Source organism: Methylobacterium sp. 37f, from assembly GCF_023093475.1.
Lineage (GTDB): Bacteria > Pseudomonadota > Alphaproteobacteria > Rhizobiales > Beijerinckiaceae > Methylobacterium.
The window spans coordinates 105,484-128,921 of record NZ_JAGHKN010000007.1 but is presented as its reverse complement, the minus strand read 5'-3'; the positions used below and the strand labels follow the sequence as shown (position 1 = coordinate 128,921).

Here is a 23,438-nt window from a genome sequence, read left to right as displayed (position 1 = left end):
CGGGCGGAACCGTAGCACTTCGCGCATCGGCCGCAACGGCCTGGAATTCGAGCGCGGCCTCTGCCACACCGGATGGGTTCTCATCGGGAAGACGCGACCCGGCCATGATGCGACGCGATCGGACCATCCGGGACGGAACCGGATGGGTGATGACCCTGACGGCAGCCCTGGCCTCCGTCCAGATGGCTCTGGCTCAGACGCCGCCGGCCCCGGCGCTCGCCCGGGTGAAGCCGAGCGCGCCCGCCCCCGATCCCGCCTTCGAGGCGGCGCGGACCGCGTTCGAGGCTCTGCCGGAGGCCGAGCGCAAGGGTCTGCAGGACGCGCTGGTCTGGACCGGCGACTACAACAGCGTGGTCAACGGCACGTTCGGGCGGCGCAGCTACGAGGCGTTCCTGGCCTACGCGAAGCGGAGCGGCGGGACCGGATTGCCGGATGCGACCGGACGCGCCGCCCTGCTCAAGGAGGGGGCTGCGGCGCGGGCGGCCGTCCGCTTCGTCGTGAAGTCGGATCCCGTCAGCGGCGTCGTGCTCGGCGTGCCCGAGCGCATCCTGCCGAAGCGGACGCCGCAATCCGGGGGCACCCGCTGGCAGAGTGCCGACGGGCGCATCACGCTGGAGACGAAGTCCTATCCGGCCGGCGAGACCGGGCTGGAAGCGGTCTTCGCCCGCATCACTGCGCCGAGTGCGGACCGGCGGATCACCTACAAGCTCCTGCGGCCCGACTTCCTGGTGGTGACCGCCGAGACCGGGACCGGCAGATCCTATATCCGTTATGCCGCCGGCGAAGCGGGCCTGCGCGGCTTCACTCTGGGCTACGACAAGGCCCTGTCCGGGGAGGTCGATCGCCTCTCCATCGCCATCGCCAACAGCTTCGTGCCCTTCCCGGATGTGACTCCCGCCTCGGCACCCGCTCCGGCCGAGACGGTCGTTGCGTCACCCAGCCCGCCCCCCGCGCTGGGCAGCCGAAGGGTTCCGACCGCGACGGGCTTCGTCGTGGCGCCCGGACGGGTCCTCACCAGCGCGGCGGCGCTGGAGGGTTGCGGGGCGCCGATGATCGCGGGCCTGCCGACGCGGCCGAGCCCCGTCGGCACGGCCGATCTCATGATTCTGGAAACGGGTCCGCTCCCCGGGCGGGCGGCGCTCGCTCCGAGCGTGCACACGGGTGCCATCGCCGACGGTGAAGGGTTGGTGGCGCTGGTGGTCGATGCCGAGGGGGGCGTCCTGGTGGCCCCGGGCCACTCCGGGCCGGGCGGCGGCCGGATCTCCGCGCCGTTGCAGCCCGGCGCCGGGGGCGCGCCGGTCCTGGATCGTGCGGGCACGCTCACGGGGCTCGTCGCGACGGTTCCGAAACAGCCGCGCCTCATCGCCGGAATCATGCCGCCTGCAAGCTACGGGCTCGTGCGGGACGACGCGCTCGCGACCTTCCTCGGCGCCGCGGGGGTGCGGACCGAACCGCCGCCGAAGGCGGCCGGCACGCTTGGCGAAGCCGTCGCGGCCCTGGCGGGCGCGATGGTGGCCATCACGTGCCAGCCGTGAGCGGGATTCTCAGAGTCGTCCGGTCACGAGCAGCACGATCAAGATGATGATGAGCAGACCGCCGAGTCCGAAGCTCGGTCCACGGTAAGCGCCGCCGCCGAGGAAGTTGCCGCCGCCGAGAACGATCAGGATCAGGACGATAAGCAGAATGGTGGTCAGGGTCATGGATGGGAACTCCGTCACGCGCCCAACCGGAATTGCTTGAGCTTGACCGTACAAACGTCGCCGTAGCGATTCCGTTCAACGCGCACAGCGGCATATTCCTCGAAACGCAAGGTTTTTTGCCGGCGTGGAAGTCAGGCCCGCCAATCCGGGAGCGGAGCGGATGAAGCGCTCAGCCAATCCGGGACCGGAAGACCGCGCTCGGCCAGAAAAGCGGGATTGAACAGCTTGGAGGCGTAGCGTGCGGCCCCGTCGCACAGGATCGTCACGATGGTGTGGCCCGGCCCGAGCGCCCGGGCCATCCGGATCGCCCCGGCGACGTTGATGCCCGACGATCCGCCAAGACTCAGGCCCTCCTCCCGCATCAGCCGGAAGACGATGTCGAGGGCCTCGCCGTCGGGGATGCGGAAGCACAGGTCCGGCGTGAAGCCTTCGAGATTGCGGGTGATTCGGCCCTGGCCGATCCCCTCCGTGATCGAGGAGCCCTCGGCCTTGAGGGTGCCGGTGGTGTAGTGGGCGTAGAGGGCAGAACCCTCCGGATCGGCAAGACCGATCCGCACACCCGGCATGCCGCTCCCCGTGGCCTTGGCCGCGCGCAGGGCCTGCGCGGTTCCCGCAAGGGTACCGCCGGTGCCGGCCGCACAGATGAAGCCGTCAACGGAGCCGCCGGTCGCCGCGAGAATCTCCGGACCCGTCGTCTCCACGTGGGCCTGCCGGTTGGCGAGGTTGTCGAACTGATCGGCGAAGAAAGCGCCGCCCGGTTCGGTCTCGGCCAAGCGCTCGGCCAGCCTGCGTGCGGCATGGACGTAGTTGTTCGGGTTCGCGAACGGCACCGCCGGCACCTCGACGAGACGGGCACCCGCGAGGCGCAGCGTCTCCTTCTTCTCGGCCGATTGCGTCTCGGGAATCACGATGACCGTGCGGTAGCCACGCACCGCGGCAACCAGCGCCAGGCCGATGCCGGTGTTCCCGGCCGTGCCCTCCACGATGGTTCCACCCGGGCGGATGAGCCCTCGTGCCTCGGCATCACGCACGATCGAGAGCGCTGCCCGATCCTTCACCGACAGGCCGGGATTGAGGAATTCGGCCTTGCCCAGGATGGTGCATCCGGTCTCGTCGGAGGCGCGCGCGAGGCGAATCAGCGGTGTGGCGCCGATGGCCGAGAGGATGTCGGGCGAGGAACGGTCGGACTGCAGGGCCATGCACGGGACTCCGAGGAAGAAGGCGGACCCGATGCGTCTCAGGCGGCCAGCGCCCGGTTCACCGTGGAGCGCAGGTCGGCCAGGGAGAACGGCTTCGTGAGCACGTCGGTCACGATGGCGTCGAGCCCCCGCGCGCGCTCGCGCTGGTCGGCAAAGCCGGTCATCAGCAGGATGGTCAGGTCGGGAAAGTCGCGCTTGGCGGCCAGGGCCAGGGCGATGCCGTCCATCAGCGGCATGCGGATGTCAGTGAGCATGAGGTCGAACGCGCCGTCCGCCTCGGTCAGCCGATCGAGTCCGTCGCTGCCGTCGGAGGCCGTGACAACGGCATGGCCGTCGATCTCGAGGCCCCGCTTGAGGAAACCCCGTACCGTCTCTTCGTCATCCACCAGGAGGATGCGGGCCATCGCGCGTCTATGTCTCTCTCAGGTCCGGGCCGTCAGTCACGCAAGGGCCGACGCGCCCTGTCAAGGGACGCGTGGACACAGCGAAAGCTTTAAGAGCTAAATTGTTTCAGTTTCACCGTGAGCGCGTGCGCGGCGCCTCACGTCCCGCCGAACAGGTCGGGCTCGCGACTGTCGTAGTCGACGAGCCCGACGAAGGGCAATTGGCGGTAGGCGTGGGCGACGTCCATGCCGTAGCCGACGACGAAGACGTCCGGACAGGTGAAGCCGACGAAATCGGCATCGATGGTCACGGCGCGCTTGCCCGGCTTCTCCAGCAGCACGGCGGTCAGCACCCGCTTGGCGCCGCGCGCCATCAGCAGGTCCTTGGCGAACACGATGGTGCGCCCTGATTCGAGAATGTCGTCGACGAGCAGCACGTCGCGCCCGCGTACCTCGCTCTCGACGTCGCGCAGGATCTCGACTTGGCCCGAGGAGACCGTGGCGGTGCGGTAGCTCGACAGGTGCACGAACTCCGCCTGCGGCTCCAGCCCGACCCGGTGCAGGGCCCGCAGGAGATCGGCGGCGAACATGAAGCTGCCCTTGAGCACCGCCACCACGAGGAGATTCTCAGGGTTGGCGGCGGCGATGGCGGCCGCGAGTTCCTCGGTGCGCCGGGCGATGGCGGTTTCGTCGAAGAGGACGCGGACGCGTCGGGAAGGACTGGTCATGCGCGCTCCTTATCACGGGCTCGGCGCGCCGGCACCGGTCTTCGCCATCGGCACGGTGGAAACAGCGACGCCGGGGACAGTAGCGCCGGTCCCGACAGCCCCGGTTTCGGTGCCCCCGGTTTCGGTGCCCCCGGACTTGGCGCCCTCAGACTCGGCGGCGGCGAAGTGGACGCGGACCGAGCGGCCCTGGGCCGGGGGTGCCGAGAGGCTCGCGCGAAAGCGGGCGGTCTCGCTCCGCTCCAGGACCGGGCGCGGCGGGGCGATGCGCCAGCGATAGAGCGGCTGGTCGCGTCCGTCACGGACCTCGACCTCGATCGACGGGACCTCGGCTTCGGCGGCGATGCCGACGAGGTCGCCCTCGACCACGAGTTGGCCCTGGGCGCCGTCGCCAGAGCTCTGGCCGGGGTTCTGAAATGCGACGACGTCGCGGAACGCGATGCCGCGCAGATTGACCGGAAGCCCGACGCGGGCATAGAGACCCGCACTCTGCGGCATGGCCCGGACGACGGTGGCGCGCCCCACCACGGCGAGCCCCAGCCCAACCACCACCGCGAGGCCGAGGGCGGCACCAGGCGAGGCCAGCATCGAGCCGGCCCGCTTCGGCGCAGCCGCTTTGACCTTGCCGCGGGAGCGCGCCTCTTCCGGCGGAACCGAGACGGGCTCGGGCTCCGCTCCCAGAGCCGATTCCCAGGAATCAAGGTCGGCCTGAGCCGTGGCGCGGCTCTGCGCCGCGTCGGGGCCGAGATCGGACGCAGCCATCATGGCCGCCGTCATCTCGGCTTCCAGAGCGGCGGAGACGTCCTCGGGAGAGATGAACCAGGTCTCGCGGCAGGCAGCACAGCGCACCGAACGCCCGTCCGGCCCGACGCGATCCGCGTCGATCTCATACGCACTGGAACAGGACGGGCAGACGATCAGCATGGTATCCCGGCGCCTCGCATCTCGATGGCAGTTGCCGCCAGGGGCAAAAAGACTCAAACGGTTCTCGGCCAACACGGTTAACCGTCCGTGAAGCGAGCGGCCTTTGAACCGAAGCGCACGGGGATCGATCATGGGGGGATCGTGGCGGATCGGGTGAACACGCAGTCGCTTCTCTCGGGAGCCGAGGAGCCGGTGGTCCAGTTCGAGAGCGTCGGCATGCGCTACGGCCTCGGACCGGAGGTGCTGAGCGATGTCAGCTTCCAGATCGCGCCGCGCTCGTTCCAGTTCCTCACAGGGCCGTCGGGCGCGGGCAAAACCACGCTCCTGCGCCTGATCCTCCTGTCGGTGCGGCCCACGCGCGGCCTCGTCTCGGTGTTCGGCGAGGAGGTCAGCGGCATCTCCAGCGAGGCGCTGACCGGTCTCCGCCGGCGCATGGGCGTGGTGTTCCAGGATTTCCGCCTGCTCGACCACCTCACCACCTACGAGAACGTGGCCCTGCCCCTGCGCGTCCAGGGCCGCTCGGAGACGAGCTACCGGGCCGAGGTCGTCGAGCTGCTGCGCTGGGTCGGCCTCGGCGAGCGCATGCACGTGCTGCCGCCCCTGCTCTCGGGCGGGGAGAAGCAGCGCGCCGCCATCGCCCGCGCGCTCATCGCCCGGCCCGAACTGCTGCTGGCCGACGAGCCCACCGGCAACGTCGACCCAGGCCTCGGCCGGCGCCTGCTGCGCCTGTTCATTGAACTGAACCGGCTGGGCACCTCCGTGCTCATCGCCACCCACGACTTCGCCCTGATGGACCTCGTCGATGCCCGGCGCTTCGTCCTGGGGGACGGGCGCCTGACGGTCGAGGCATGACGTCGGGTCAAGGAGGTCGGGTGATGCGGATCGGGCGAGACGGGGCGAAACATGATGGGTGATCCCGGCATACCCTCCACCCCCCAGGCGGCGACGATTCCTGGCCGCACCGGGGACCGGCCGCCGGTGAAACCGCCGGCACCTCCGGATTCGCGGGCCGCGCCCCTGCCCGCGACCCTGCGCCGGAACGCCCCCCTGGTGCCGACCGATTCAGCCGCGAGCCGGGCCTTGGCCGCCGTGATCGCCATCCTGACCTTCCTGGCAGCCCTCTGCGCGGGTGCCGCCGAGATCGTGGCGTCGAGCGCTGTCCAGTGGCAGGGCACGGTCGCCCAGGAGGTGACGATCCAGGTGCGTCCGAGCCCCGGGCGCGACATCGACGCGGACGTCGCCCGCGCCGAGGCCCTGGCGAAGGCCACCCCGGGCATCGCCGCCGTGCGGGTCTTCTCGAAGGGGGAGGCCGAGCGCCTGCTCGAGCCCTGGCTCGGCAGCGGCCTCGACCTCTCGGATCTGCCGGTCCCGCGCCTCGTCACGCTGAAGCTGGCCGAAACGGCTCCGGACCTGAAGCCCTTGCGGAGTTCCCTCACCGAGGCGCTGCCCGGCGTCGCGAGCCTGGACGATCATGCCCTGTGGCTGCGCCGGCTCTCCACGGCGGCCAACACGTTCGTGGGCGTGGGCATCGGCATCGTCGTGCTGGTGCTGGTGGCGACCGGCCTCGCCGTGGTCTTCGCGACGCGCGGCGCGATGGCGGGCAACCGGGAGGTGGTGGAGGTGCTGCACTTCGTCGGCGCCAACGACGACTTCATCGCCCGCGCCTTCCAGCGCCGGTTCTTCGGACTCGGGCTGCGCGGCGGCATCATCGGATCGGGGGCGGCCATCGCGGCCTTTGCACTGGCTGGCCTGGTGTCACGCAACTGGCGCTCGGGTCCTGCCGGCGAGGAGATCGAGGCCCTGTTCGGAGCCTTCCACATCGGCTGGCGCGGCTATGCCAGCGTGCTCCTGATCGGCGTGATCGCGTCGGTGGTCACCGGCATCGTCTCGCGCCTCACGGTGCGGCGATTCCTGGCGTAGGAAGTTTGGCCGCAAGCGCCGGACCCGATTCACGAATTCGCAAACAGCGGGCGCCTGGCTGTCTCATGCCCGCCCGATCCCGTTAACCCTTCGTGAACCTTTCCAGGCGGAGATACTTGCCTCGTGAACGCCCCAATCGGGGCTACCTATGGGGCATGACGAGGCGGATGTCAGCCAGCGGCACCATGAAGCCCCCCGAGGCTTTCGGATGGGCCTGGACCGACGTCGCATCCCGCGCGCCGGGGCGGACGCCGCCTCGGCTCCCGGAAGCCGGCCCGCCTGCGCACGCTGGATTCAGCCGGACCACCAAGGCCGCCCTGGGCACCGCCAGCCTGGGCGGAGTGGCCCTGTTCAGCGGCTTTCTGGCCTTCGTGGCCTGTCTGGAGCGCGACGAGCGCGTACCGGAGGGACGGGCCGACGGCATCGTGGCCCTGACGGGCGGCGCTCAGCGCATCGGTGACGCCATCGACCTTCTGGCCAACGGCTACGGGCGGCGCCTCCTCATCACCGGCGTCAACGAGCGCACGAGCCGCGACGAGATCGCCCGGCTCAACCCAAGCCAGCGCCACTGGATCGAGTGCTGCGTCGACCTCGACTATCGGGCGCGCAACACCATCGGCAACGCGATCGAGACCCGGCGCTGGATGCGCCAGCACCGCTTCAGCACCGTCACGGTGGTGACCTCGAACTACCACATGCCCCGCACCATGGTGGAACTCGACCATGCGCTCATGGGTGCCGACCGCGTCGTACCCTATCCGGTGATCGCGGAAGGCTTTGAGCCCGACCGCTGGTGGTCGCATCCCTCCTCGGCCAAGCTCCTGGCCTCGGAATACCTGAAGTTCCTCGTGGCCTGGGTTCGGACCCGCTTCGAGCATGATCCTGAGCGCTCGCGGGCCGCCATCCTCATCGGGCGCGGCAAGCCGATCAAGATGGTCGCGGAGCCCCTGTTGCTGCGCGGGCAGCAATAGGCCGGCGGAAGCCCGGTCGGAAGACGAATGCGAGGCTGGACGCGGCAGTCCCGGCCTTCACAGTCCCAGCCTTCACAGTCTCAGCCTTTACAGTCCCGGCCTTCACAGTCCCTTGCACTGGCTGCGGATCAGACCCGAAAACTCCTTCTCCGAGGTCTGGACCTGGGCGAGGCGTTCCGTACGCTCGGCCCCCGAGAGACAGCGGCCGTAGACGCTCGCCACCCGGCGCATGGTCTCCACGTGCCGGCGCCAGACGCGACACTGGTCGGCGGCCTCGCTGCCGGCCTGCTCGAGCTGGTCGATCGCCTGGCGCTGCATCGAGCTCGCCACGAGAACGTCACGGGCACACGCGGTGTCGGTCGCGCCGCGCGGCTCCGCGGCGACGGGACCGGCCGCGAGTCCGAGAACGACGGCCAGGGAAACGAAGCCCGGTACGAGGCGCATGTTCATGCGGCCTGCGAGGTCGAGGTGTGGGTCAGGAGGGCGTAGAGCGCGCTGGCATCCCGGGCGGCACGGATGCGCTCCAGGATTCCGGGTTCGCGCAGCAGCCGGGCGACCTGCGCCAGAGCCTTGAGATGATCGGCGCCAGCCCCCTCGGGAGCCAGGAGCAGGAAGGCGATATCGACGGGCTGACCGTCGAGAGCATCGAAATCCACCGGCTTCTCGAGGCGGGCGACGAGACCGAACAAGCGGTCGAGGCCAGGAAGCTTGCCGTGCGGGATGGCGACGCCGTCGCCGATACCGGTGGAGCCGAGGCGCTCACGCTGCAGCAGGGTCTCGAACACCTCCCGCTCGTCCAAAGCCGGAAGCTGACGCACCGCATGGGCGCTCAGCTCCTGCAGCATCGACTTCTTGGCGCGGACACGCAGGGACGGCACCACGGAATCCGGAGACAGGAATTCCAGTACTGGCATGAAGGACCGTCGCCCCGTCGGCGGCAGCCGACCCGGCCGCCACTCCATGAAAGGTCGGGCCGCCCGGGCGGCCCTGAGACTCAATCGAGCGGGTTCGGGCTCTGTTCCCGCCCCGCGCCTACGACGCCGCCTCGGCCGGATCGACCCAGCCGATAGCCCCGTCAGTGCGGCGGTATACGACGTTGATGCGTCCGGTGCCAGCGTGAACGAACACGATGACCGGAGCGCCCGTGAGGTCGAGGGCAGTGACCGCCTCGCTTACCGAGTGGCGCTTCAGGGTCTTGGTGCTCTCGGCGACCACGGGCGGGTGTGCCGCCTCGCCATCCGTCAGGTCGTCCTCGTAGAGATCGACCGCATCGGCCTCGCTGGGTGCGGCGAAAACCGCATAGGCCGCCTGCACCGTCGCACCGTCATGGGCGGCCGCGCCGTGATCCTTGAGCTTGTGCTTGTAGCGACGCAGACGCTTCTCGAGCCGATCGGCCGTCTGATCGAAGCTGGCATGGGCGTCATGCGCCGCGCCGGACGCTTCCAGGGTCAGGCCCGAGACGAGGTGGAGCACGCAGTCGGTGCGGTAGGAGGTCCCATCCCGCCGAAGGGTGACGTGCCCCGAACAGGTCTCGCTCATATGGCTGTCGAGGTATTTCGCGAGTGTGGCAGCCATTCGCTCCTCGACACGCCCCCGCAGGGCTTCGCCAAGGTCCAGGCCGTGGCCCGTCACGCGCAATGCCCCCATGATCCCTCCGATTTTCGTTGTGGACGCGCTCTGGTTGAGGAGCCTCATGAGTTAAGGAGCCTCGCCTGGAGAAGTCAACGCGGGGCCGGCCCCGGATCGATCGTCGGCGGTCGATCCGTCATCGAGGCGCCTCGGCTTCGGGATGCGCGTCCTCGGGAGACCGGTTGGAACGGGGCAGCAAGCCGGGTCGGCTCCCACCCCGCGTGCAGGCGTGGCTGGTTGCGGAGGCCGCGCCCTATCCGAAGGCCCCGACCTCGTGCTGGATCATGCCCGAGATCTCCCGCACCCGCTGGAAGCTGCGCCGGATCGGCTCGAACAGCGTCCTGTGCTCGGTCTCGTAGGTTCCGACGTCGCGCGGGCCGGCAGGCTCGCCGAAATTGAGGCCCAGCGTCGGGTCCGGTGTGATCGGGAAGATGTCCTCGAGCAGCGTCAGGCAGCCATCGATATCAAGGCGCAGGAAGCGCTCGATCAGGGCCTCGCGGCTGATCCCCGATTGGGGGCGGAAGCCGGGGATGTGCACCGCCAGGAACCAGATCCGGTGGATCAGCGCGAGCCGGATCGCGTGCAGCAGGGTCAGGCGGGCCGACATCCGCCCGAGGTCGGGAGCCGCGACCTGCAGGCTGAGCCAGTCGCAGGTGAGTTGGCCGAACAGGTGGCGCAGGTCGGGCGCCAGACGCAGACGGTCGAGGGCGTTGGCGATGACGACGAGTTCCTCGCGCCGTCCGTCGCGCTGCGTACGCCGGGCACGCTCCAGCCACACCGCCGGATCGAGGGTGTCGATATAGGCGCGCAGCACATCGAGATCGGAAACGCTGGCGGCGTGCTGGACCATGCGGAAGGCCCGGGAGAAGCGCACGGAATCCCGCCGCATGTCGCGGAACAGGTCCGGCGTCCGACCGGCGGCACGGCCGACCCCGTGCAGCGAATTGGCCAGGAAGCCGAGCTGCTGCAGGATTGCGTTGTTGGGGATCGCCCGCATCTGACGCGGGTGGGTGATCATGGTCGGGCCGCCGCCATCGGTCTGGCGGGCGACGGGCCGCGAACCGGTGCGGTCGAGGAGGCTCGGGCCGAAGGTGCCGAGCAGGGCGGCGTAGCCCGCATCGTCCACCAGCGTCTCCATGTCCTGGCGCACCACGGTGAAGAACTCGGCGGCGAAATCCGGCTCGGCGTAGATCGGGTCGTCGGTCTCGTCCGCCCCGCTCGCCGGGTCGGACAGGACGTAGTCGGCGAAGCTGTCGTCATCGGCGACATCGAAGGCGAAGACGTGCTCGGCGATGCGCTCGACCGTCGCCTGGGCCAACGGCAGGGTGCCGAACATCAGGTAGCCATCCGAGCCCTGGAAGCTCGATTCGAGGCGCACCCGGATGCTCGCGTTCCGGTTGCGCCGGCGCGCATCCTCGGGGGCCAGATAGGCGAGGCGATCGCGCAGGGAGGTCGGGTGAGCGCCTCGGCCGATCGATTCGCCATGGGTGTCGAAGATCGCGAGTTCGACCCCGGTGAGGTCGTTCTGAACCATCAATTCGGTGATGCGCAGGCGCAGGCGCTCGATCCAGAAGCTGGCGGCGAGCTGGCCGACATAGCGCCCGGAATCCGAGTAGCCGAACTGGACGGTAAGGCGCCCGATACGCTTGAGGTACTGGCGCCAGTGCGGGTTGCGCAGGGCATCGTCGAGAACGCGGACGCCCTGTTCCAGGGCACTGGCCGTCTCGAACAGCGGCGTGATCTCGACCTTGTCGGCGATGCCGTAGTGCCGCGCGAGCCAGAGGGCGGCCAGGAGGGTGTAGCCCGTCTCGGTCTCGGCGATGAGGAAACGCACGGGATGCGAGCCGTCCACGTGCTTGAGGATCTGGGTGATCGTCATCATCAGGCGGGCGGCCGAGGCGCGCTCGGCGGCCAGCGCCCCGAAATCCACGTCCACCGCCTGTACGTCGTTGAGGAGCGCGTGGATGCTGGCGAGATGTGAACGGCGCTGCGCCGCGTCTGTCGGCTCGCCCTCGAGGTCGGTCACGCGGCGCACCGCGTTGTGGATCTGGCTGGCGTTGAGCCGGAAATGCGGCAGGGCGTTCGAGAGCCCATGGGTGGCGATGCCGGAGCGCAGGAGGGCGACGCTGCGCTTGTCGGCGTCGGAGTCGAGGCCGCCGATGGCTCCAGCCAGTCCGGCCAGGATGGCGCCGGAATCGGTCTGTGCCCGCTCACGCTCGATGATCAGCGCGAGGGCGAAGCGGTGGACCGCCTCGAGGGACGGCTTCGTGCCGAGGCGCGGCGCCACCGCGAGTTGGCGGTTCACGGCGGCGAGCGCGCCGCCCGTCAGGTCGCGCACCACCTGGGTCGCGGGAACCTGGGGCAGGTCGCGCATCACCCTGTCGAGCTGCATCCGCTTCGATTCGAGGCGGTAGCGCACCGTATCCCACCAGCCGATATCGGTGCGCCCGTCCGTGTCGCAGCCGACCCAGCTCGCGATGGCGAAGGGTTTCGGGACCAGTTCGGTCCAGCGGTCGGGCCAGCGCGCGCGGGCCGCATCCAGCAGGGCAGCGTTGAAGCCGTCGAGGGCGGTGCGTCCGTGGTTGGCCGCGACGCAGGCCTGCTCGAACTCGTCGTCGAGGCTGATCTTGGGATCGGGCCGGGTGGAGTGGCCTGCCGCACGCGTCACCAGCGCCGCGCGGGCCGGTCTGTCGACCTCGCTGGCGGCCTGGGCGATCAGGGCCGCGACGGCGCGTGGCATGCCGAAGGTCGGATGGGCGGTGAACACCACGGCGAAGCCGGTGCGTCCGACGATATCCCGGAAGCTCTCGAAATCTCCCTGCCGATGCGGCACCGCCGCCACGAGACGGGCGGCCATGCGAGTGTCGGATGCGGCGGCGGCATCCCGGTCGAGGCCGACATAGGCGCGCAGACGCTCGGCCCGGGACGCCAGGGATTGCGCCCGCAGCAGGGGGAACAACGCGTCGAGATCGTCCTCGCCGATCTCGCCCCGATCGAAGCGGCGGGTGATCGCCAGCGTCACGGCGAGCACGGGGTTGCGGAACGGATCCTCCGCCGCCTGCTCGCGCGATTCCTCGATCAGCCTCAAAAGCTCCTGCTCCAGAGGAAGATCCTGTTCCAGGCCTTCGCCCCGCCGCGATGCGAGGCCGGATTCGGTGGCGGCATCGGCCGGATGGAGGTCATGCGGGCGCATCGATCGACCTTGCGGTTCGGGGGCGGGCGAGAGCGTCATACGGCACTGGGACAACGCGGGCGTCGGAACGTCGAGGGATCCACGGCCACGTCGACAGGTCGACGGAAGCCGCGAACCCGGTTGCCGCCCTCGAACACTGGGTGCCTGCGGGCACCGATCTGGGCGCGCGGGGCCGGACGGGAGGCACTGCTTTCTGACATCAGTGCGGGCGACGCAAGGACTGTTCCGGGGCAAGCCGATCGTGCGTGCGAGCTTGGCTGTCGCGGGGTCTCCGGAACAAGAACGGGCTCCGGAAGGGTGCAACGCGTCGCGTCCTGGGCTAACGCTGGACCCGGTATGGAAACACTCCTGATCCTGGGGGCCCTGGCCGCCCTGCTGTTCTCCGGGTGCCTCGTGGCCGCGCAGCTGGCGCGCGCGCGCCGGCCCGAACTGCGCATGGCGCGGGAGGAAGATCTGCTGGACGAAGCGGATGGCGCGGACCTGCTGATCCGCGGCCTGGAGCCGCCGCGCGCCAGTCCCATCGATCGCACCGCGACCATCCTCGAGGTCGAGGCCGTGAAGACGCCCTCCCCTCCGACGCTGGCCCCCGATTCACCAGGACCATTGCCGTCGCCCCAGACTTCGCTTCGAGATCGAGAGCTTCGCTGATGGTGTGCTTCCGCACGCGCCGGTGGGCGGTCCTTCCGCCGGCGACCGTCCTGCTGACGGTGGCCGTCGTGCTGACGGCGGGACCGACGCGCGCACAGGAACCGAACGGGGCGCCCGAAACCGAGGCACCGCCGGCGGCGGCGCCGAAGAAGCGGCCCCCGCCTCGCAAGCCGGCTGCGAAACCGGTGCCCAAACCGGCAGCCGAAGTCGTTCCGGCCGCGCCGCCGGCTCAGGAGCCGACTCGGGAACCGGCTTCGGCTTCGAGTGCTGTGCCGACGCCGGCGGCCAATCTTCCCGGCCTGACCGTGCTGTGCGAAACCAAGGCGGCCCTCTACGAAGGGCCGAAGGACTTCGCCGTCTGGGTCACCCGGACGGGGACCGTCGTGGTTGAGAACCCGCTGCGTCCGCTCACGCCCGAGTCGACGCGGATGCTCGAGGTGGTCATCGCCGGCAAGGCCGCCACGGCCTATGGCCCCGACCTGTTCGCCCTGCGGCGGGGCGGAAGCCCGGCGGCTCTGGGCGCGCTGCTGGGTGCCCCGGTCCAATGGGACGCCACGCCGGTGCCGCTTCCGGATACGCTGAACATCGTCTCCGAGGCCGGCCAGAGCCTGGCGCAACTCGGTTTCCGCGAATGCGGCACGGCGCCCGCCGTGAAAAGCCCACCCGTCGCGACGAAGGACGGGGCCGGCAAACCCGCGAAGAAGTCCCGGCCCAAGGTGGCTAGGGATGCCGGCGGCAATGCCGGCGCCAAGGCGCCCCCCGGCCTCAGCCTGCCGCAGGGAGCCATCGAGTGAGGCTATGTTCAGGACGATGCCGATGGGTGCGGGGATACGGGGACAAGGCGGAAACGGACAGGGGCCGACCGCCGCCGAAGTGATCGCGCGCCTCGGGCTCGCTCCGCATCCGGAGGGTGGCCACTATCGCGAGACGTTTCGCGATCCCCGGACGATCGAGGGGCGCTCGGTCGGCAGCGCGATCTACTACCTTCTGGATCTCGGTGAGGTGTCCGAGTGGCATCGGGTGGACGCGGCCGAGATCTGGCACTGGCACGCGGGCGCTCCGCTCGTGCTCACGGTCAGCCCCAACGGGCACGATGCGGTGGCGGCCTATCTCGGTCCGGACCTCGCCCGAGGCCAGCAGCCGCAGATCGTGGTTCCGGCGGGCCATTGGCAGACCGCCACCAGTCTGGGCGCCTGGACGCTGGTCGGTTGCACGGTCTCCCCGGCCTTCGACTTCGCCGGCTTCGAGATGGCGCCGCCGGATTGGCGTCCAACGCCTCGACTTGGAGCCACTCGCGACTTCCTCAACGAGAAGTAGCAACTTTGTGCCGATGGCCCTTGCCAGGGCGCGTTATAAGGCGCTTTCAGGGCTCCGGTTGCAACCCAGGAATCTCCCGATGCGTCGCCCCGCTCCCCCTGTCGCCGCGTCGCTCGCGTCGGCCCTGCTTCTGCTCGGGACCAAGGGCGCGTGGGCAGACCCGCCGCCGTCCGCCGCCCATTCGTCCCTGAAGAGCGAGGGTCCGACTCAGCCGGCCAAGGTTGACGACGGGAGCTATACGGACAAGGACGGCACGCCGACCTACCACGTCACCGAGGGTGGCAAGATGGTCGATTGGCCGGCCATGTCCGGTTACGTGCGCTACAATGCGAATTGCATCGTCTGCCACGGTCCCGACGGCGCAGGTTCGACCTATGCACCATCCCTGGTCGAGGCCCTGAAGCGCGACGATTACGCGACCTTCGTGGGCATCGTCGCGGGTGGCAAGAAGGACGTCAATTCTGCGCAGCAACTGGTGATGCCGGCCTTCGGGGATAACCGGAACGTGATGTGCTACATCGACGACATCTACGTCTACCTGCGGGCACGGGCGGACGGCGTCATCGGTCGCGGCCGTCCTGCCGAGCACGAACCGAAATCCGAATCATTCAGGAAGCGCGAGGACGCCTGCATGGGCTGAGGCGTGTCCATGGATCGGGGCGCGTCTCGGAATTGAGCAACGTCAACCGACAGGGACCCTTCCCGCCGCAGCGGGGGCGACGCGCGCCGCCCTCGCTGTGTTTCGAGATCAGGCGATGTACTGGGCGCCGTTGATCGTCAGGGTCGAGCCGGTGATGAAACCCGAATCCTCGGCCGCGAGATATTCCACCGCGCGGGCGATCTCCTCGGCCTCGCCGAGGCGGCCGACCGGGATCGTCGCAATGATCTTGTTGCGGATGTCCTCCGCCACCGCCATCACCATGTCGGTGGCGATATAGCCCGGTGCGATCACGTTGACGGTGATGCCCTTCGAGGCACTCTCCTGGGCCAGCGCCTTGGCGAAGCCGATCACGCCGGCCTTGGCGGCGGAGTAGTTGGTCTGGCCGGCCTGGCCCTTCTGGCCGTTGATCGACGAGATCAGGATGATGCGGCCGAAGTTGCGGGCGCGCATGCCCTCGATGACGGGCCGCGTGCAGGTGAACATCGAGTCGAGGTTGGTCTTGATGACCGCCTGCCACTTGTCGAAGGTCATCTTGTGGAAGGCACCGTCCCGGGTGATGCCGGCGTTGTTCACGAGGATGTCGATCGGGCCGACCTCGGCCTCGACCGCCTTGATGCCGGCCTCACAGGCGGCGGCATCACCCACATCGAACTTGAACACCGGGATTCCGGTCTCAGCCTTGAAGGCATTGGCGGCCTCGTCGTTGCCGCCGTAATTGGCCGCAACCTTGTAGCCCTTTGCCTTCAGGCCCTGCGAAATGGCGGCGCCGATGCCGCGCGTGCCGCCCGTGACGAGTGCAACGCGTTCCTGAGCCATGATTTCCTCCAGAAATTTTAAGATTTTTTGGGTCGAAACCGAACGTCCTGCGACCGGGGCGTGACGATCGAAGTGGGTCGAGCGCGGCTTTAGCTGGCGTTCCGGCCGTCGCGCGACCGATTTAAATTTGCGGCGGTGTCAAGAAAACTGGATCACCCGCTCCGGACCACCGCCGCAGGAGATCGATTCAAACGCGCTCGATGCACATGGCGACGCCCATGCCGCCGCCGATGCAGAGGGTGGCGAGGCCCTTCTTGGCATCGCGGCGCTTCAGCTCGTGCAGAAGGGTGACGAGGACGCGGGCACCGGATGCGCCGATCGGATGGCCGATGGCGATGGCGCCGCCATTGACGTTCACCTTGTCGGTGTCCCAGCCCATGTCCTTGTTCACCGCGAGCGCCTGGGCGGCGAACGCCTCGTTGGCCTCGATCAGGTCGAGGTCGGAGGGCTTCCAGCCAGCCTTGTCCAGAGCCTTGCGCGAGGCCGGAATCGGGCCGGTGCCCATCACCTTCGGGTCGACGCCGGCGGTGGCCCAGGAGACGATGCGGGCCAGCGGCTTGATGCCCCGGCGCTCGGCTTCCGCTGCCGACATCAGCACGATGGCGGCGGCGCCGTCATTGAGGCCGGAGGCGTTGGCGGCGGTGACAGTCCCGTCCTTGGTGAAGGCCGGCTTGAGCTTGGCCATGGCCTCCAGGGTGGCGCCGTCGCGGATGTACTCGTCGGTGTCGACGATGACGTCGCCCTTGCGGCCCGGCACCGTCACGGGAACGATCTCCTCCTTGAAGCGGCCCTCCTTGCGGGCGGCTTCGGCCTTGTTCTGCGAGGCGGTTGCGAACTGGTCCTGCTGCTCGCGGGTGAGCTGGAAGGCCTGGGCCACGTTCTCGGCGGTCTGGCCCATGTGGTAGCCGTTGAAGGCGTCCCAGAGGCCGTCCTTGATCATCGTGTCGATGAGCTTGACGTCGCCCATCTTCTGACCGCCGCGCAGGTACTGCGCGTGGGGCGAGAGCGACATCGATTCCTGACCGCCGGCCACGATCACGGTGGCGTCGCCGTTGGCGATCTGCTGCATGCCGATGGCGACCGTGCGCAGGCCCGAACCGCAGACCTGATTGACGCCCCAGGCGGTAGCCTTCTCGGGGATGCCGGCCTTGATGGCCGCCTGACGGGCCGGGTTCTGTCCGGCACCGGCGGTGAGCACCTGGCCGAAGATCACTTCGTCCACGTCGTCGGCCGGCACGCCGGCGCGCTCGAGGGCGGCCTTGATCGCCACGGCGCCGAGGTCATGTGCCGGCACGGTGTTGAACGCCCCGCCGAACGAACCGACGGCGGTGCGTGCCGCGCCGACGATGACGATATCTTCTGCTGCCATGGTGACGTTCTCCTCATCCCGGCCAGGCGCTCCCTTGACGCTCCTGGGTTGAGCGTGGGCGCCTTTGTGCCGTTCCCTCGGATGAAAGCCGTCGACCTCGCGAAGTCAAGGCATCCAGGAGTTGTTTCAGGGGCCTACCGTAACAGCGAACACGTCGATGCGTGGTATTCCGCGGGATGAGCGGTAAATTGCTGTTTTCGTCGGCACGCGAACGCCTTAAGATGAACTTGTGCGCCGCGAGATCGGGCACTGGTCCCAGCCGCTTCGTCAAGATCGCGTGTGGGCACGAACGTGTTGGGAGAGGCGCCCAGAGATGGCGGATAACGGCAAGTCCAATCACACCGTCATCAAGAAATACGCCAACCGGCGCCTCTATCATACCGGGACGTCCACCTACGTCACCCTCGAAGACCTGGCGACGATGGTCCAGAACGGCGAGGATTTTCTCGTCTACGACGCGCGCTCCGGCGACGACATCACGCGTTCGGTGCTGACGCAGATCATCTTCGAGCAGGAGAACAAGGCCGGGGACGACAATCTGTTGCCGGTCGCCTTCCTGCGCCAGCTCATCCGCTTCTACGGCGACAGCATGCGCACCATGGTGCCGAGCTTCCTTGAATTCTCGATGGCGAACTTCGCTCGCGACCAGGAGGGCCTTCGCGAGAAGATGACCCAAAGCTTCGCGCCGACGGCCTTCCAGAGCGCGATGGAAGAGCAGGTCCGCGCCAACATGAGCTTCTTCGGCGATGCCATGAAGATGTTCACCGCCTTCGGCACCGGCCCGCTCTCGGGCATGGGAACGCACCCCTCTTCGGCCGGCAAGTCCGGCGCGAACGTCCCGGTTCCGAGCACGACGTCCTCGAGCACGATTTCGCAGGCCGGAGCCGGCACGGATCTCGATGACCTCAAGCGCCAGATGGCGGAGATGCAGTCGCGCCTCGAGGATCTGGCCAAGAAGTAGGCGCGCCGGAGACGCCCTCCACGCCTGCCATCACGCCTGGTTTCGCGAATTCCCGATTCCCGTGTCGGCCGTGGCGCGTAGTCTTCCGCGCCGCTTCGGCCGGAGGGAAGGTTGACGAACCCTTAACGTCGACCATTTCTGTTCCCAGGCGCCGCGCGGGCGCGGGGAATGGATGCCATGGAGCGCCCCGAATCAAAGTCGCCCCCCGACGACGGAACGCTTACGCGCCGGGATCTCCTCGTGATTGCCGGCCGTGACGATTCGGCCCCGTTGAGCCTGCGTCCCATCCCTGCCCGCCCCATGGCAGGGTTCCTCGCTCAGTTGATCGTGAGCACGGAGCCGACCCTGCGCCCTTCCCGCATCGAGCGCACGCGCTCGGCCGCAGCCCGTTACGCCGAGGCGGCACGCCGCGCCTGACAGGTTCTTCCGAATCGGGCACACGGCCGAAGGTGGCCCGCGCAACGAAAAAAGCCGGACCCGCTGATAGGGGTCTCGGCTTTTAAGCGTCGCAATCGATCGCCGTCCGTCGGGCGCCCGTCTGGCGTCCCGCGAAGCTCAGGCCTCTGCGGACTTCACTTTGAGGACCTGACGGCCCCGGTACATGCCCGTCTTCAGATCGATGTGATGGGGACGGCGCAGCTCGCCCGAATCCTTGTCGGTGACGTAGGTCGGGGCCTTGAGGGCGTCGGCGGAGCGGCGCATGCCGCGACGCGAGGGGGAGGTCTTTCGCTTCGGAACGGCCATCGGAAGAGTCCTGTACGGCAAAAAAGGCACCGCTGGCGCGACTTCCTGGGGAAAGCCGCCTCGGCACCGTGGTCAAACGGAGATTCGCTGGCGGCTCTATAACGCCAGACGCCGCTTCTGGCTAGAGCGGTCCGGCGCAAGAGACCGACCCCGGTTCGACGGCGACCGCGCGTGCCGAACCTCCTGACCGACATCCGCACGGTGAAGCTCTCAAGCGTTCGCCAAGACAAGCCGCTATACAGCCTGACCCGGTCGGGATTTCTGCCCGGTCGCCCCTTCGATCCGAGTTCGATCCGAGCCTGAACGCGCGCGAGGACTTTAAGCTGCGGTTCAACTTGGGACTTCTATTCCGGAAGCAGGGTCGCTGCCGCATCGCGCGGAGAGCGATGCTTTCGGGAGACGTCCATGTCCTCATCCCTGCTACGTACCCTCGCTGTGCTGACGTGCTTGGCCGCCGGCCCTGCTCTGGCCCAAACGCCGAGCCCGACCATGCCCTCGCCCTCGCCCTCGCCCTCGCCAAAGACGATGGCGCCGACCGCGCCCACCGCTCCGAAGGCGCCTACCGTCGAGAGCCCCGCTGCCGCGCACAAGGCCGCCCTGATCGACATCAACAGCGCCACCGCCGCCGAACTCGACGCCTTGCCGGGCATCGGCGCGGCCCGTTCCGCCGCCATCATCAAGGGCCGTCCCTATCGCGGCAAGGATGAGTTGCTGTCCAAGAAGATCATCCCGCAGAACGCCTATGACGGCATCAAGGACAAGGTCATCGCCAAACAGAAGTAGCGGCCGGCGCGGCGCGCCTCGTGTCGCGCGCCGCGTGCACATCCTGGATTGTTTGTCCGTCTCACCCCTGTGGGCCTCCCTTGTCGGGGGCGGGAGCGGGTGGTAGGCGCCGGGGATCACACGCGAAAACACCGCTCGAAAACGCCGTTCTTGGCCCGCCACAGATCCCAGCGCAGAAGCCCGTCCGCCATGCCGCCGCATCCCGCCATCCGCCTGCATCGCGGCGACCTGCCAGCCGATTACGTCGCCGGCCCGGCCATCGCCATCGACACCGAGACGCTGGGCCTCAACCCGCATCGCGACCGGCTGTGCGTGGTTCAGATCTCGCGCGGCGATGGCACCGCCGATGTGGTCCAGATCATTCCCGGAGACCCGGCGGCCGAGACGCTCCTGCGCGTCCTCGCTGATCCCGCCACCCTGAAGATCTTCCATTTCGCACGCTTCGACCTCGCCGTGCTGTTCCATGGTCTCGGGGTCATGCCCGCGCCGGTCTACTGCACCAAGGTCGCCTCGAAGCTGGCCCGCACCTACACCGACCGACACGGGCTGAAGGACGTCGTCCGGGAACTCGTGGGCGTTGATCTCTCCAAGCAGCAGCAATCCTCCGATTGGGGGGCAGACACCCTCAGCCAGGCGCAAGTGGATTATGCCGCGTCCGACGTGCTCTACCTGCACGCCGCACGGTCGCGCCTCGACGCGATGCTGGAGCGGGAGGGGCGCACCGAGATCGCCAGAAGCTGCTTCGACTTCCTGCCGACCCGTGCTCGCCTCGATCTGGCCGGCTGGGCCGAGGCCGACATCTTCGCGCATACCTGAATGCCTGTCTGAGTGCCCGTGTGACGGTGGTCGTGCGCCGCCGCACATCTTCGCGGTGGCACCCGGCTTCATTCCGACGATCGATCGGCCGGAGGCTTGATGCTTTGGCAAGCTTCCCGTCATAACTTCGCCACCGCCCCCGGGCATCCGGCGGCCGACCCAGCCGCGGCGCGCCCCTCGCGAGTGCCGACGCCGCCGGGGCACGATGTTGGGAATGTCATGCAGGTGGGCGCGGCGATCGAGACGGGGCGGACGAACGAGGGTCGCGCGGATGCGCGCCGGACTCGCGCCCATGCGCGTGCGCGCAGCCACAGCAGCCATGTGCTCGCCCTGCGCCGAATCATCCCCCTGGCCGCTGGAACCGCCGTTCTGGCGCTCGCGGTCGTCACCCTGTTCAATCCGTTCGGTTCCAGCCTGCCGGACGTGTCGATGGGTCAGGTCAGCCTGTCGGGCAGCAAGGTGAAGATGGAGAACCCCCGGCTGTCGGGCTTCCGCAAGGGTGACCGGGGCTACGAGGTGACCGCCACCGCCGCCTTTCAGGATGTGCGCAAGCCCAGCGTGATCGAGCTTCAGGCGATGAAGGGCCAGCTCAACACCGACGACAAGGGGGGCCTCCTCCACCTCGAAGCCGCCGCCGGCGTGTTCGATTCGTCGCGCGAGTCGCTGAACCTCGATCGCGATATCCGCCTCTGGACCGACAAGGGCGAGGAAGTTCGTCTGAAGACCGCCGCCGTCGACTTCAAGGCCGGCAGCGTCAAGTCGAGTGACACGGTCAAGGTCTCAATGCCGAGCGGCACCATCGTGGCCGATTCCCTCGAGGTGATCGACAGCGGGCACGTGATCTCCTTCGTCGGCAACGTGCATACGGTCCTGCATCAGCAGGACAAGTCCGAAGCCTCCGGCGATGCGTTGCAGGTCGCGCGCTTGAACGATCGGGCGGCGCGCGTCCGCACGACGTCGGCCGAGCCGGAAGACGGGGGGCGTCGTCCGTGACGCAGTCTGCGGCGACCCGAGCCGGCCTGCCCCGGCGCGCAAGCCTCCTTGCCCTGTCCGTCGTGACCGTCATGCTCGCAAGCAGCGCCTCCGCGCAAACGGCGCCCGCTTCTCCCCGCAAGGAGAAGACCGCCTCTCCCCTGGGCAGTCTCGGGGGCGGCGGCAAGGAGCCGATCAAGATCGACGCGGACCGTCTCGACGTGTTCGACCGCGAGAACAAGGCGATCTTCGCCGGCAACGTCGTGGCGGTCCAGGGCGACAGCACCATCCGCTGTTCCAGCATGACGGTGCGCTACAAGCGCGGCAAGGACAAGAAGGAGCCGGCACAGGCTGCGGCCGAGACCGCGAGCCAGGCCGAGCGCGCCGCCGGCCTGAACGAGAACGGCATCCAGCGCGTGGAATGCGCCGGCCCGGTCACGGTGGTGCAGAAGGACCAGATCGCCACCGGCGACAACGCCGTGTTCGATCAGGAGGCCAAGCGCATCGTGGTTACCGGAAACGTCATCCTGAGCCAGTGCCAGAACGTCACCCGGGGTTCGCGCCTCGTCTATGACATGGCCACCGGCCGGGCAAACATGGACCCTGTGGCGGGCGGGCGCGTTTCGGCGCTGCTGGTTCCGCAGAAGGAGGACGGCGCCAAGGGCAAAGGATGCTCGCAGGCTCCCATCGCCGGGCGCGTCGCGAAGCCGCCGGTTGATAGGCCGTCTGCCGATAAAGCCTCCGCTGACAAGCCCACGGAAGCATCCGCCGAGAAGCCCGCCGGCAAGCCCCGGGCTCAGACGAATTGAGTGCCGCAGCACCGGCGCCCGCCCTGGCGGAGCGCTCCTCTGAAGGTGCGGACGCACGGCGCCCGACGTCCTTGTTCGGTCGCCTCTTCGGTGGACGCGCGCGCCGCCGTGCAGCGGAGGCCGCCGCCATTGCCGAGGAGGGGGGCGGCCCCGGCATCCTCTGCGTGCGCGGGCTGCGCAAGAGCTATGGCGCCCGCACCGTCGTGCACGAGGCTGGCCTGACCGTCCGCAACGGCGAGGCGGTGGGCCTGCTTGGCCCCAACGGCGCCGGCAAGACCACGATCTTCTACATGATCACCGGTCTCGTCACGGCGGATCGCGGCACGATCACCCTCGATGGACTGCCGATCACCCGGCTGCCGATGTATCAGCGCGCCCGCCTCGGCATCGGCTATCTCCCGCAGGAGGCTTCGATCTTCCGCGGCCTGACGGTGGAGGACAATATCCGCGCCGTGCTCGAAGTGGTCGAGCCCGACCGCAAGGAGCGCGGTCGCAAGCTCGAATCGCTGCTTGAGGAGTTCGACATCGCGCGCCTGCGCAAGTCGCCGTCGATCGCGCTCTCGGGGGGCGAGCGACGGCGCTGCGAGATTGCGCGGGCGCTGGCCTCCTCACCGAGCTTCATGCTTCTCGACGAGCCTTTCGCGGGCATCGATCCCATTGCGGTGGGCGATATCCAGGATCTGGTAAAACACCTGAAGCAGCGCGGCATCGGTGTGCTGATCACCGACCATAACGTGCGCGAAACCCTCGGGTTGATCGACCGGGCCTACATTGCCCATTCCGGCCGTATTCTGACCGAGGGGACGCCGGAAGAGATCGTGGCTAACCCCGAAGCGCGCCGCCTCTATCTCGGCGAAGACTTTCGCCTCTAGGCACGCCCTCGCTCCGGGTGAGCCCT

At 68.7% G+C, this 23,438-nt stretch carries 27 protein-coding genes; 15 read left to right on the top strand and 12 right to left on the bottom strand.

Annotated features, from left to right (window positions below; genetic code table 11):
* Positions 1-104 precede the first annotated feature (104 nt).
* Positions 105-1,535, top strand: coding sequence for a serine protease (locus J7U37_RS07150; protein ID WP_247635272.1), 1,431 nt, complete (start codon positions 105-107; stop codon positions 1,533-1,535).
* A 9-nt stretch (positions 1,536-1,544) separates the two neighbouring features.
* Here J7U37_RS07150 and J7U37_RS07145 read toward each other — a convergent pair whose 3' ends face one another.
* From J7U37_RS07145 to J7U37_RS07125, 5 genes are all read right to left on the bottom strand, one after another.
* Positions 1,545-1,700: a DUF3309 domain-containing protein gene (locus tag J7U37_RS07145; protein WP_156376221.1), complete on the bottom strand. Its 156-nt coding sequence runs from the start codon at positions 1,698-1,700 to the stop codon at positions 1,545-1,547.
* Between the two features lie 131 nt (positions 1,701-1,831).
* Positions 1,832-2,899: a cysteine synthase A gene (locus J7U37_RS07140; protein ID WP_247635271.1), complete on the bottom strand. Its 1,068-nt coding sequence runs from the start codon at positions 2,897-2,899 to the stop codon at positions 1,832-1,834.
* A gap of 38 nt (positions 2,900-2,937) precedes the next feature.
* Positions 2,938-3,303, bottom strand: coding sequence for a response regulator (locus J7U37_RS07135; RefSeq protein WP_056187890.1), 366 nt, complete (start codon positions 3,301-3,303; stop codon positions 2,938-2,940).
* A gap of 137 nt (positions 3,304-3,440) precedes the next feature.
* A complete protein-coding gene (gene hpt, locus J7U37_RS07130; RefSeq protein ID WP_056187887.1) occupies positions 3,441-4,010 on the bottom strand; it encodes a hypoxanthine phosphoribosyltransferase in 570 nt (189 codons plus the stop codon).
* Between the two features lie 12 nt (positions 4,011-4,022).
* A complete protein-coding gene (locus J7U37_RS07125; protein ID WP_247635270.1) occupies positions 4,023-4,931 on the bottom strand; it encodes a zinc-ribbon domain-containing protein in 909 nt (302 codons plus the stop codon).
* A 153-nt stretch (positions 4,932-5,084) separates the two neighbouring features.
* Between J7U37_RS07125 and ftsE the strand changes: the two genes are divergently transcribed.
* From ftsE to J7U37_RS07110, 3 genes are all read left to right on the top strand, one after another.
* On the top strand, positions 5,085-5,783 hold the full coding sequence (gene ftsE / locus J7U37_RS07120; protein WP_200935890.1) for a cell division ATP-binding protein FtsE: 699 nt from the start codon (positions 5,085-5,087) through the stop codon (positions 5,781-5,783).
* A gap of 51 nt (positions 5,784-5,834) precedes the next feature.
* Positions 5,835-6,851, top strand: a complete 1,017-nt coding sequence (locus J7U37_RS07115; protein ID WP_247635269.1) for an ABC transporter permease — start codon at positions 5,835-5,837, stop codon at positions 6,849-6,851.
* A gap of 167 nt (positions 6,852-7,018) precedes the next feature.
* Complete coding sequence (locus J7U37_RS07110; protein WP_247635268.1) at positions 7,019-7,822, top strand: YdcF family protein; 804 nt, start codon at positions 7,019-7,021, stop codon at positions 7,820-7,822.
* 102 nt (positions 7,823-7,924) lie between these two features.
* On the opposite strand, the gene J7U37_RS07105 is transcribed toward J7U37_RS07110, so the two are convergent.
* From J7U37_RS07105 to J7U37_RS07090, 4 genes are all read right to left on the bottom strand, one after another.
* Complete coding sequence (locus J7U37_RS07105; protein ID WP_244477004.1) at positions 7,925-8,272, bottom strand: hypothetical protein; 348 nt, start codon at positions 8,270-8,272, stop codon at positions 7,925-7,927.
* Positions 8,269-8,736, bottom strand: coding sequence for a PTS IIA-like nitrogen regulatory protein PtsN (ptsN, locus tag J7U37_RS07100; RefSeq protein ID WP_056187880.1), 468 nt, complete (start codon positions 8,734-8,736; stop codon positions 8,269-8,271). The genes J7U37_RS07105 and ptsN overlap by 4 nt, the downstream gene beginning before the upstream one ends.
* Before the next feature lie 118 nt (positions 8,737-8,854).
* The gene (gene raiA / locus J7U37_RS07095; protein WP_247635267.1) at positions 8,855-9,469 is read right to left on the bottom strand and encodes a ribosome-associated translation inhibitor RaiA; all 615 of its coding nucleotides are present in this window, start codon (positions 9,467-9,469) and stop codon (positions 8,855-8,857) included.
* 235 nt (positions 9,470-9,704) lie between these two features.
* Entirely contained in the window at positions 9,705-12,644 is a 2,940-nt protein-coding gene (locus J7U37_RS07090) for a phosphoenolpyruvate carboxylase (protein ID WP_247635266.1), read from the bottom strand.
* Positions 12,645-12,980: 336 nt separating this feature from the next.
* On the opposite strand from J7U37_RS07090, the gene J7U37_RS07085 reads away from it, so the two are divergent.
* The 4 genes from J7U37_RS07085 (at position 12,981) to J7U37_RS07070 (ending at position 15,249) form a co-directional block, all read left to right on the top strand.
* Positions 12,981-13,292 carry a hypothetical protein gene (locus tag J7U37_RS07085; RefSeq protein WP_247635265.1) on the top strand — a complete coding sequence of 104 codons (312 nt, stop codon included), beginning with the start codon at positions 12,981-12,983 and terminating at the stop codon, positions 13,290-13,292.
* On the top strand, positions 13,292-14,086 hold the full coding sequence (locus J7U37_RS07080; RefSeq protein ID WP_247635264.1) for a hypothetical protein: 795 nt from the start codon (positions 13,292-13,294) through the stop codon (positions 14,084-14,086). The genes J7U37_RS07085 and J7U37_RS07080 overlap by 1 nt, the downstream gene beginning before the upstream one ends.
* A gap of 22 nt (positions 14,087-14,108) precedes the next feature.
* Positions 14,109-14,609, top strand: coding sequence for a cupin domain-containing protein (locus tag J7U37_RS07075; RefSeq protein WP_247635263.1), 501 nt, complete (start codon positions 14,109-14,111; stop codon positions 14,607-14,609).
* 79 nt (positions 14,610-14,688) lie between these two features.
* The gene (locus J7U37_RS07070) at positions 14,689-15,249 is read left to right on the top strand and encodes a c-type cytochrome, methanol metabolism-related (protein WP_247635262.1); all 561 of its coding nucleotides are present in this window, start codon (positions 14,689-14,691) and stop codon (positions 15,247-15,249) included.
* A 108-nt stretch (positions 15,250-15,357) separates the two neighbouring features.
* On the opposite strand, the gene phbB is transcribed toward J7U37_RS07070, so the two are convergent.
* Positions 15,358-16,086, bottom strand: a complete 729-nt coding sequence (phbB, locus tag J7U37_RS07065; RefSeq protein ID WP_247635261.1) for an acetoacetyl-CoA reductase — start codon at positions 16,084-16,086, stop codon at positions 15,358-15,360.
* A 187-nt stretch (positions 16,087-16,273) separates the two neighbouring features.
* Complete coding sequence (locus tag J7U37_RS07060) at positions 16,274-17,455, bottom strand: acetyl-CoA C-acetyltransferase (protein WP_056187861.1); 1,182 nt, start codon at positions 17,453-17,455, stop codon at positions 16,274-16,276.
* A gap of 313 nt (positions 17,456-17,768) precedes the next feature.
* Between J7U37_RS07060 and phaR the strand changes: the two genes are divergently transcribed.
* Complete coding sequence (gene phaR / locus J7U37_RS07055; RefSeq protein WP_056485845.1) at positions 17,769-18,416, top strand: polyhydroxyalkanoate synthesis repressor PhaR; 648 nt, start codon at positions 17,769-17,771, stop codon at positions 18,414-18,416.
* Between the two features lie 270 nt (positions 18,417-18,686).
* On the top strand, positions 18,687-18,833 hold the full coding sequence (locus tag J7U37_RS07050; protein WP_156634229.1) for a hypothetical protein: 147 nt from the start codon (positions 18,687-18,689) through the stop codon (positions 18,831-18,833).
* Between the two features lie 138 nt (positions 18,834-18,971).
* Here the strand turns inward: J7U37_RS07050 and rpmF are convergent, their stop codons facing one another.
* Positions 18,972-19,160: a 50S ribosomal protein L32 gene (rpmF, locus tag J7U37_RS07045; RefSeq protein WP_056187853.1), complete on the bottom strand. Its 189-nt coding sequence runs from the start codon at positions 19,158-19,160 to the stop codon at positions 18,972-18,974.
* Between the two features lie 405 nt (positions 19,161-19,565).
* On the opposite strand from rpmF, the gene J7U37_RS07040 reads away from it, so the two are divergent.
* The 5 genes from J7U37_RS07040 (at position 19,566) to lptB (ending at position 23,412) form a co-directional block, all read left to right on the top strand.
* On the top strand, positions 19,566-19,943 hold the full coding sequence (locus J7U37_RS07040) for a helix-hairpin-helix domain-containing protein (RefSeq protein WP_247635260.1): 378 nt from the start codon (positions 19,566-19,568) through the stop codon (positions 19,941-19,943).
* 189 nt (positions 19,944-20,132) lie between these two features.
* Complete coding sequence (locus tag J7U37_RS07035) at positions 20,133-20,759, top strand: ribonuclease H-like domain-containing protein (protein ID WP_247635259.1); 627 nt, start codon at positions 20,133-20,135, stop codon at positions 20,757-20,759.
* Positions 20,760-20,978: 219 nt separating this feature from the next.
* Positions 20,979-21,752 (top strand): lipopolysaccharide-assembly, LptC-related protein, encoded by a 774-nt coding sequence (locus J7U37_RS07030; protein ID WP_247635258.1) that lies wholly within the window; start codon positions 20,979-20,981, stop codon positions 21,750-21,752.
* A gap of 71 nt (positions 21,753-21,823) precedes the next feature.
* Entirely contained in the window at positions 21,824-22,540 is a 717-nt protein-coding gene (locus J7U37_RS07025) for an LptA/OstA family protein (RefSeq protein WP_247635257.1), read from the top strand.
* Between the two features lie 71 nt (positions 22,541-22,611).
* Complete coding sequence (gene lptB / locus J7U37_RS07020) at positions 22,612-23,412, top strand: LPS export ABC transporter ATP-binding protein (protein ID WP_244477003.1); 801 nt, start codon at positions 22,612-22,614, stop codon at positions 23,410-23,412.
* The last annotated feature ends 26 nt before the right edge of the window (positions 23,413-23,438 follow it).

What these genes read in the sequence shown, in the direction of transcription:
- J7U37_RS07150 (WP_247635272.1), top strand. Translation starts at nt 105, where the DNA reads ATGATGCGACGCGATCGGACCATCCGGGACGGAACCGGATGGGTGATG.
- J7U37_RS07145 (WP_156376221.1), bottom strand. Translation starts at nt 1,700, where the DNA reads ATGACCCTGACCACCATTCTGCTTATCGTCCTGATCCTGATCGTTCTC.
- J7U37_RS07140 (WP_247635271.1), bottom strand. Translation starts at nt 2,899, where the DNA reads ATGGCCCTGCAGTCCGACCGTTCCTCGCCCGACATCCTCTCGGCCATC.
- J7U37_RS07135 (WP_056187890.1), bottom strand. Translation starts at nt 3,303, where the DNA reads ATGGCCCGCATCCTCCTGGTGGATGACGAAGAGACGGTACGGGGTTTC.
- hpt (WP_056187887.1), bottom strand. Translation starts at nt 4,010, where the DNA reads ATGACCAGTCCTTCCCGACGCGTCCGCGTCCTCTTCGACGAAACCGCC.
- J7U37_RS07125 (WP_247635270.1), bottom strand. Translation starts at nt 4,931, where the DNA reads ATGCTGATCGTCTGCCCGTCCTGTTCCAGTGCGTATGAGATCGACGCG.
- J7U37_RS07115 (WP_247635269.1), top strand. Translation starts at nt 5,835, where the DNA reads ATGATGGGTGATCCCGGCATACCCTCCACCCCCCAGGCGGCGACGATT.
- J7U37_RS07110 (WP_247635268.1), top strand. Translation starts at nt 7,019, where the DNA reads ATGTCAGCCAGCGGCACCATGAAGCCCCCCGAGGCTTTCGGATGGGCC.
- J7U37_RS07105 (WP_244477004.1), bottom strand. Translation starts at nt 8,272, where the DNA reads ATGAACATGCGCCTCGTACCGGGCTTCGTTTCCCTGGCCGTCGTTCTC.
- ptsN (WP_056187880.1), bottom strand. Translation starts at nt 8,736, where the DNA reads ATGCCAGTACTGGAATTCCTGTCTCCGGATTCCGTGGTGCCGTCCCTG.
- raiA (WP_247635267.1), bottom strand. Translation starts at nt 9,469, where the DNA reads ATGGGGGCATTGCGCGTGACGGGCCACGGCCTGGACCTTGGCGAAGCC.
- J7U37_RS07090 (WP_247635266.1), bottom strand. Translation starts at nt 12,644, where the DNA reads ATGCGCCCGCATGACCTCCATCCGGCCGATGCCGCCACCGAATCCGGC.
- J7U37_RS07085 (WP_247635265.1), top strand. Translation starts at nt 12,981, where the DNA reads ATGGAAACACTCCTGATCCTGGGGGCCCTGGCCGCCCTGCTGTTCTCC.
- J7U37_RS07080 (WP_247635264.1), top strand. Translation starts at nt 13,292, where the DNA reads ATGGTGTGCTTCCGCACGCGCCGGTGGGCGGTCCTTCCGCCGGCGACC.
- J7U37_RS07075 (WP_247635263.1), top strand. Translation starts at nt 14,109, where the DNA reads ATGGGTGCGGGGATACGGGGACAAGGCGGAAACGGACAGGGGCCGACC.
- J7U37_RS07070 (WP_247635262.1), top strand. Translation starts at nt 14,689, where the DNA reads ATGCGTCGCCCCGCTCCCCCTGTCGCCGCGTCGCTCGCGTCGGCCCTG.
- phbB (WP_247635261.1), bottom strand. Translation starts at nt 16,086, where the DNA reads ATGGCTCAGGAACGCGTTGCACTCGTCACGGGCGGCACGCGCGGCATC.
- J7U37_RS07060 (WP_056187861.1), bottom strand. Translation starts at nt 17,455, where the DNA reads ATGGCAGCAGAAGATATCGTCATCGTCGGCGCGGCACGCACCGCCGTC.
- phaR (WP_056485845.1), top strand. Translation starts at nt 17,769, where the DNA reads ATGGCGGATAACGGCAAGTCCAATCACACCGTCATCAAGAAATACGCC.
- rpmF (WP_056187853.1), bottom strand. Translation starts at nt 19,160, where the DNA reads ATGGCCGTTCCGAAGCGAAAGACCTCCCCCTCGCGTCGCGGCATGCGC.
- J7U37_RS07040 (WP_247635260.1), top strand. Translation starts at nt 19,566, where the DNA reads ATGTCCTCATCCCTGCTACGTACCCTCGCTGTGCTGACGTGCTTGGCC.
- J7U37_RS07035 (WP_247635259.1), top strand. Translation starts at nt 20,133, where the DNA reads ATGCCGCCGCATCCCGCCATCCGCCTGCATCGCGGCGACCTGCCAGCC.
- J7U37_RS07030 (WP_247635258.1), top strand. Translation starts at nt 20,979, where the DNA reads ATGCAGGTGGGCGCGGCGATCGAGACGGGGCGGACGAACGAGGGTCGC.
- J7U37_RS07025 (WP_247635257.1), top strand. Translation starts at nt 21,824, where the DNA reads ATGCTCGCAAGCAGCGCCTCCGCGCAAACGGCGCCCGCTTCTCCCCGC.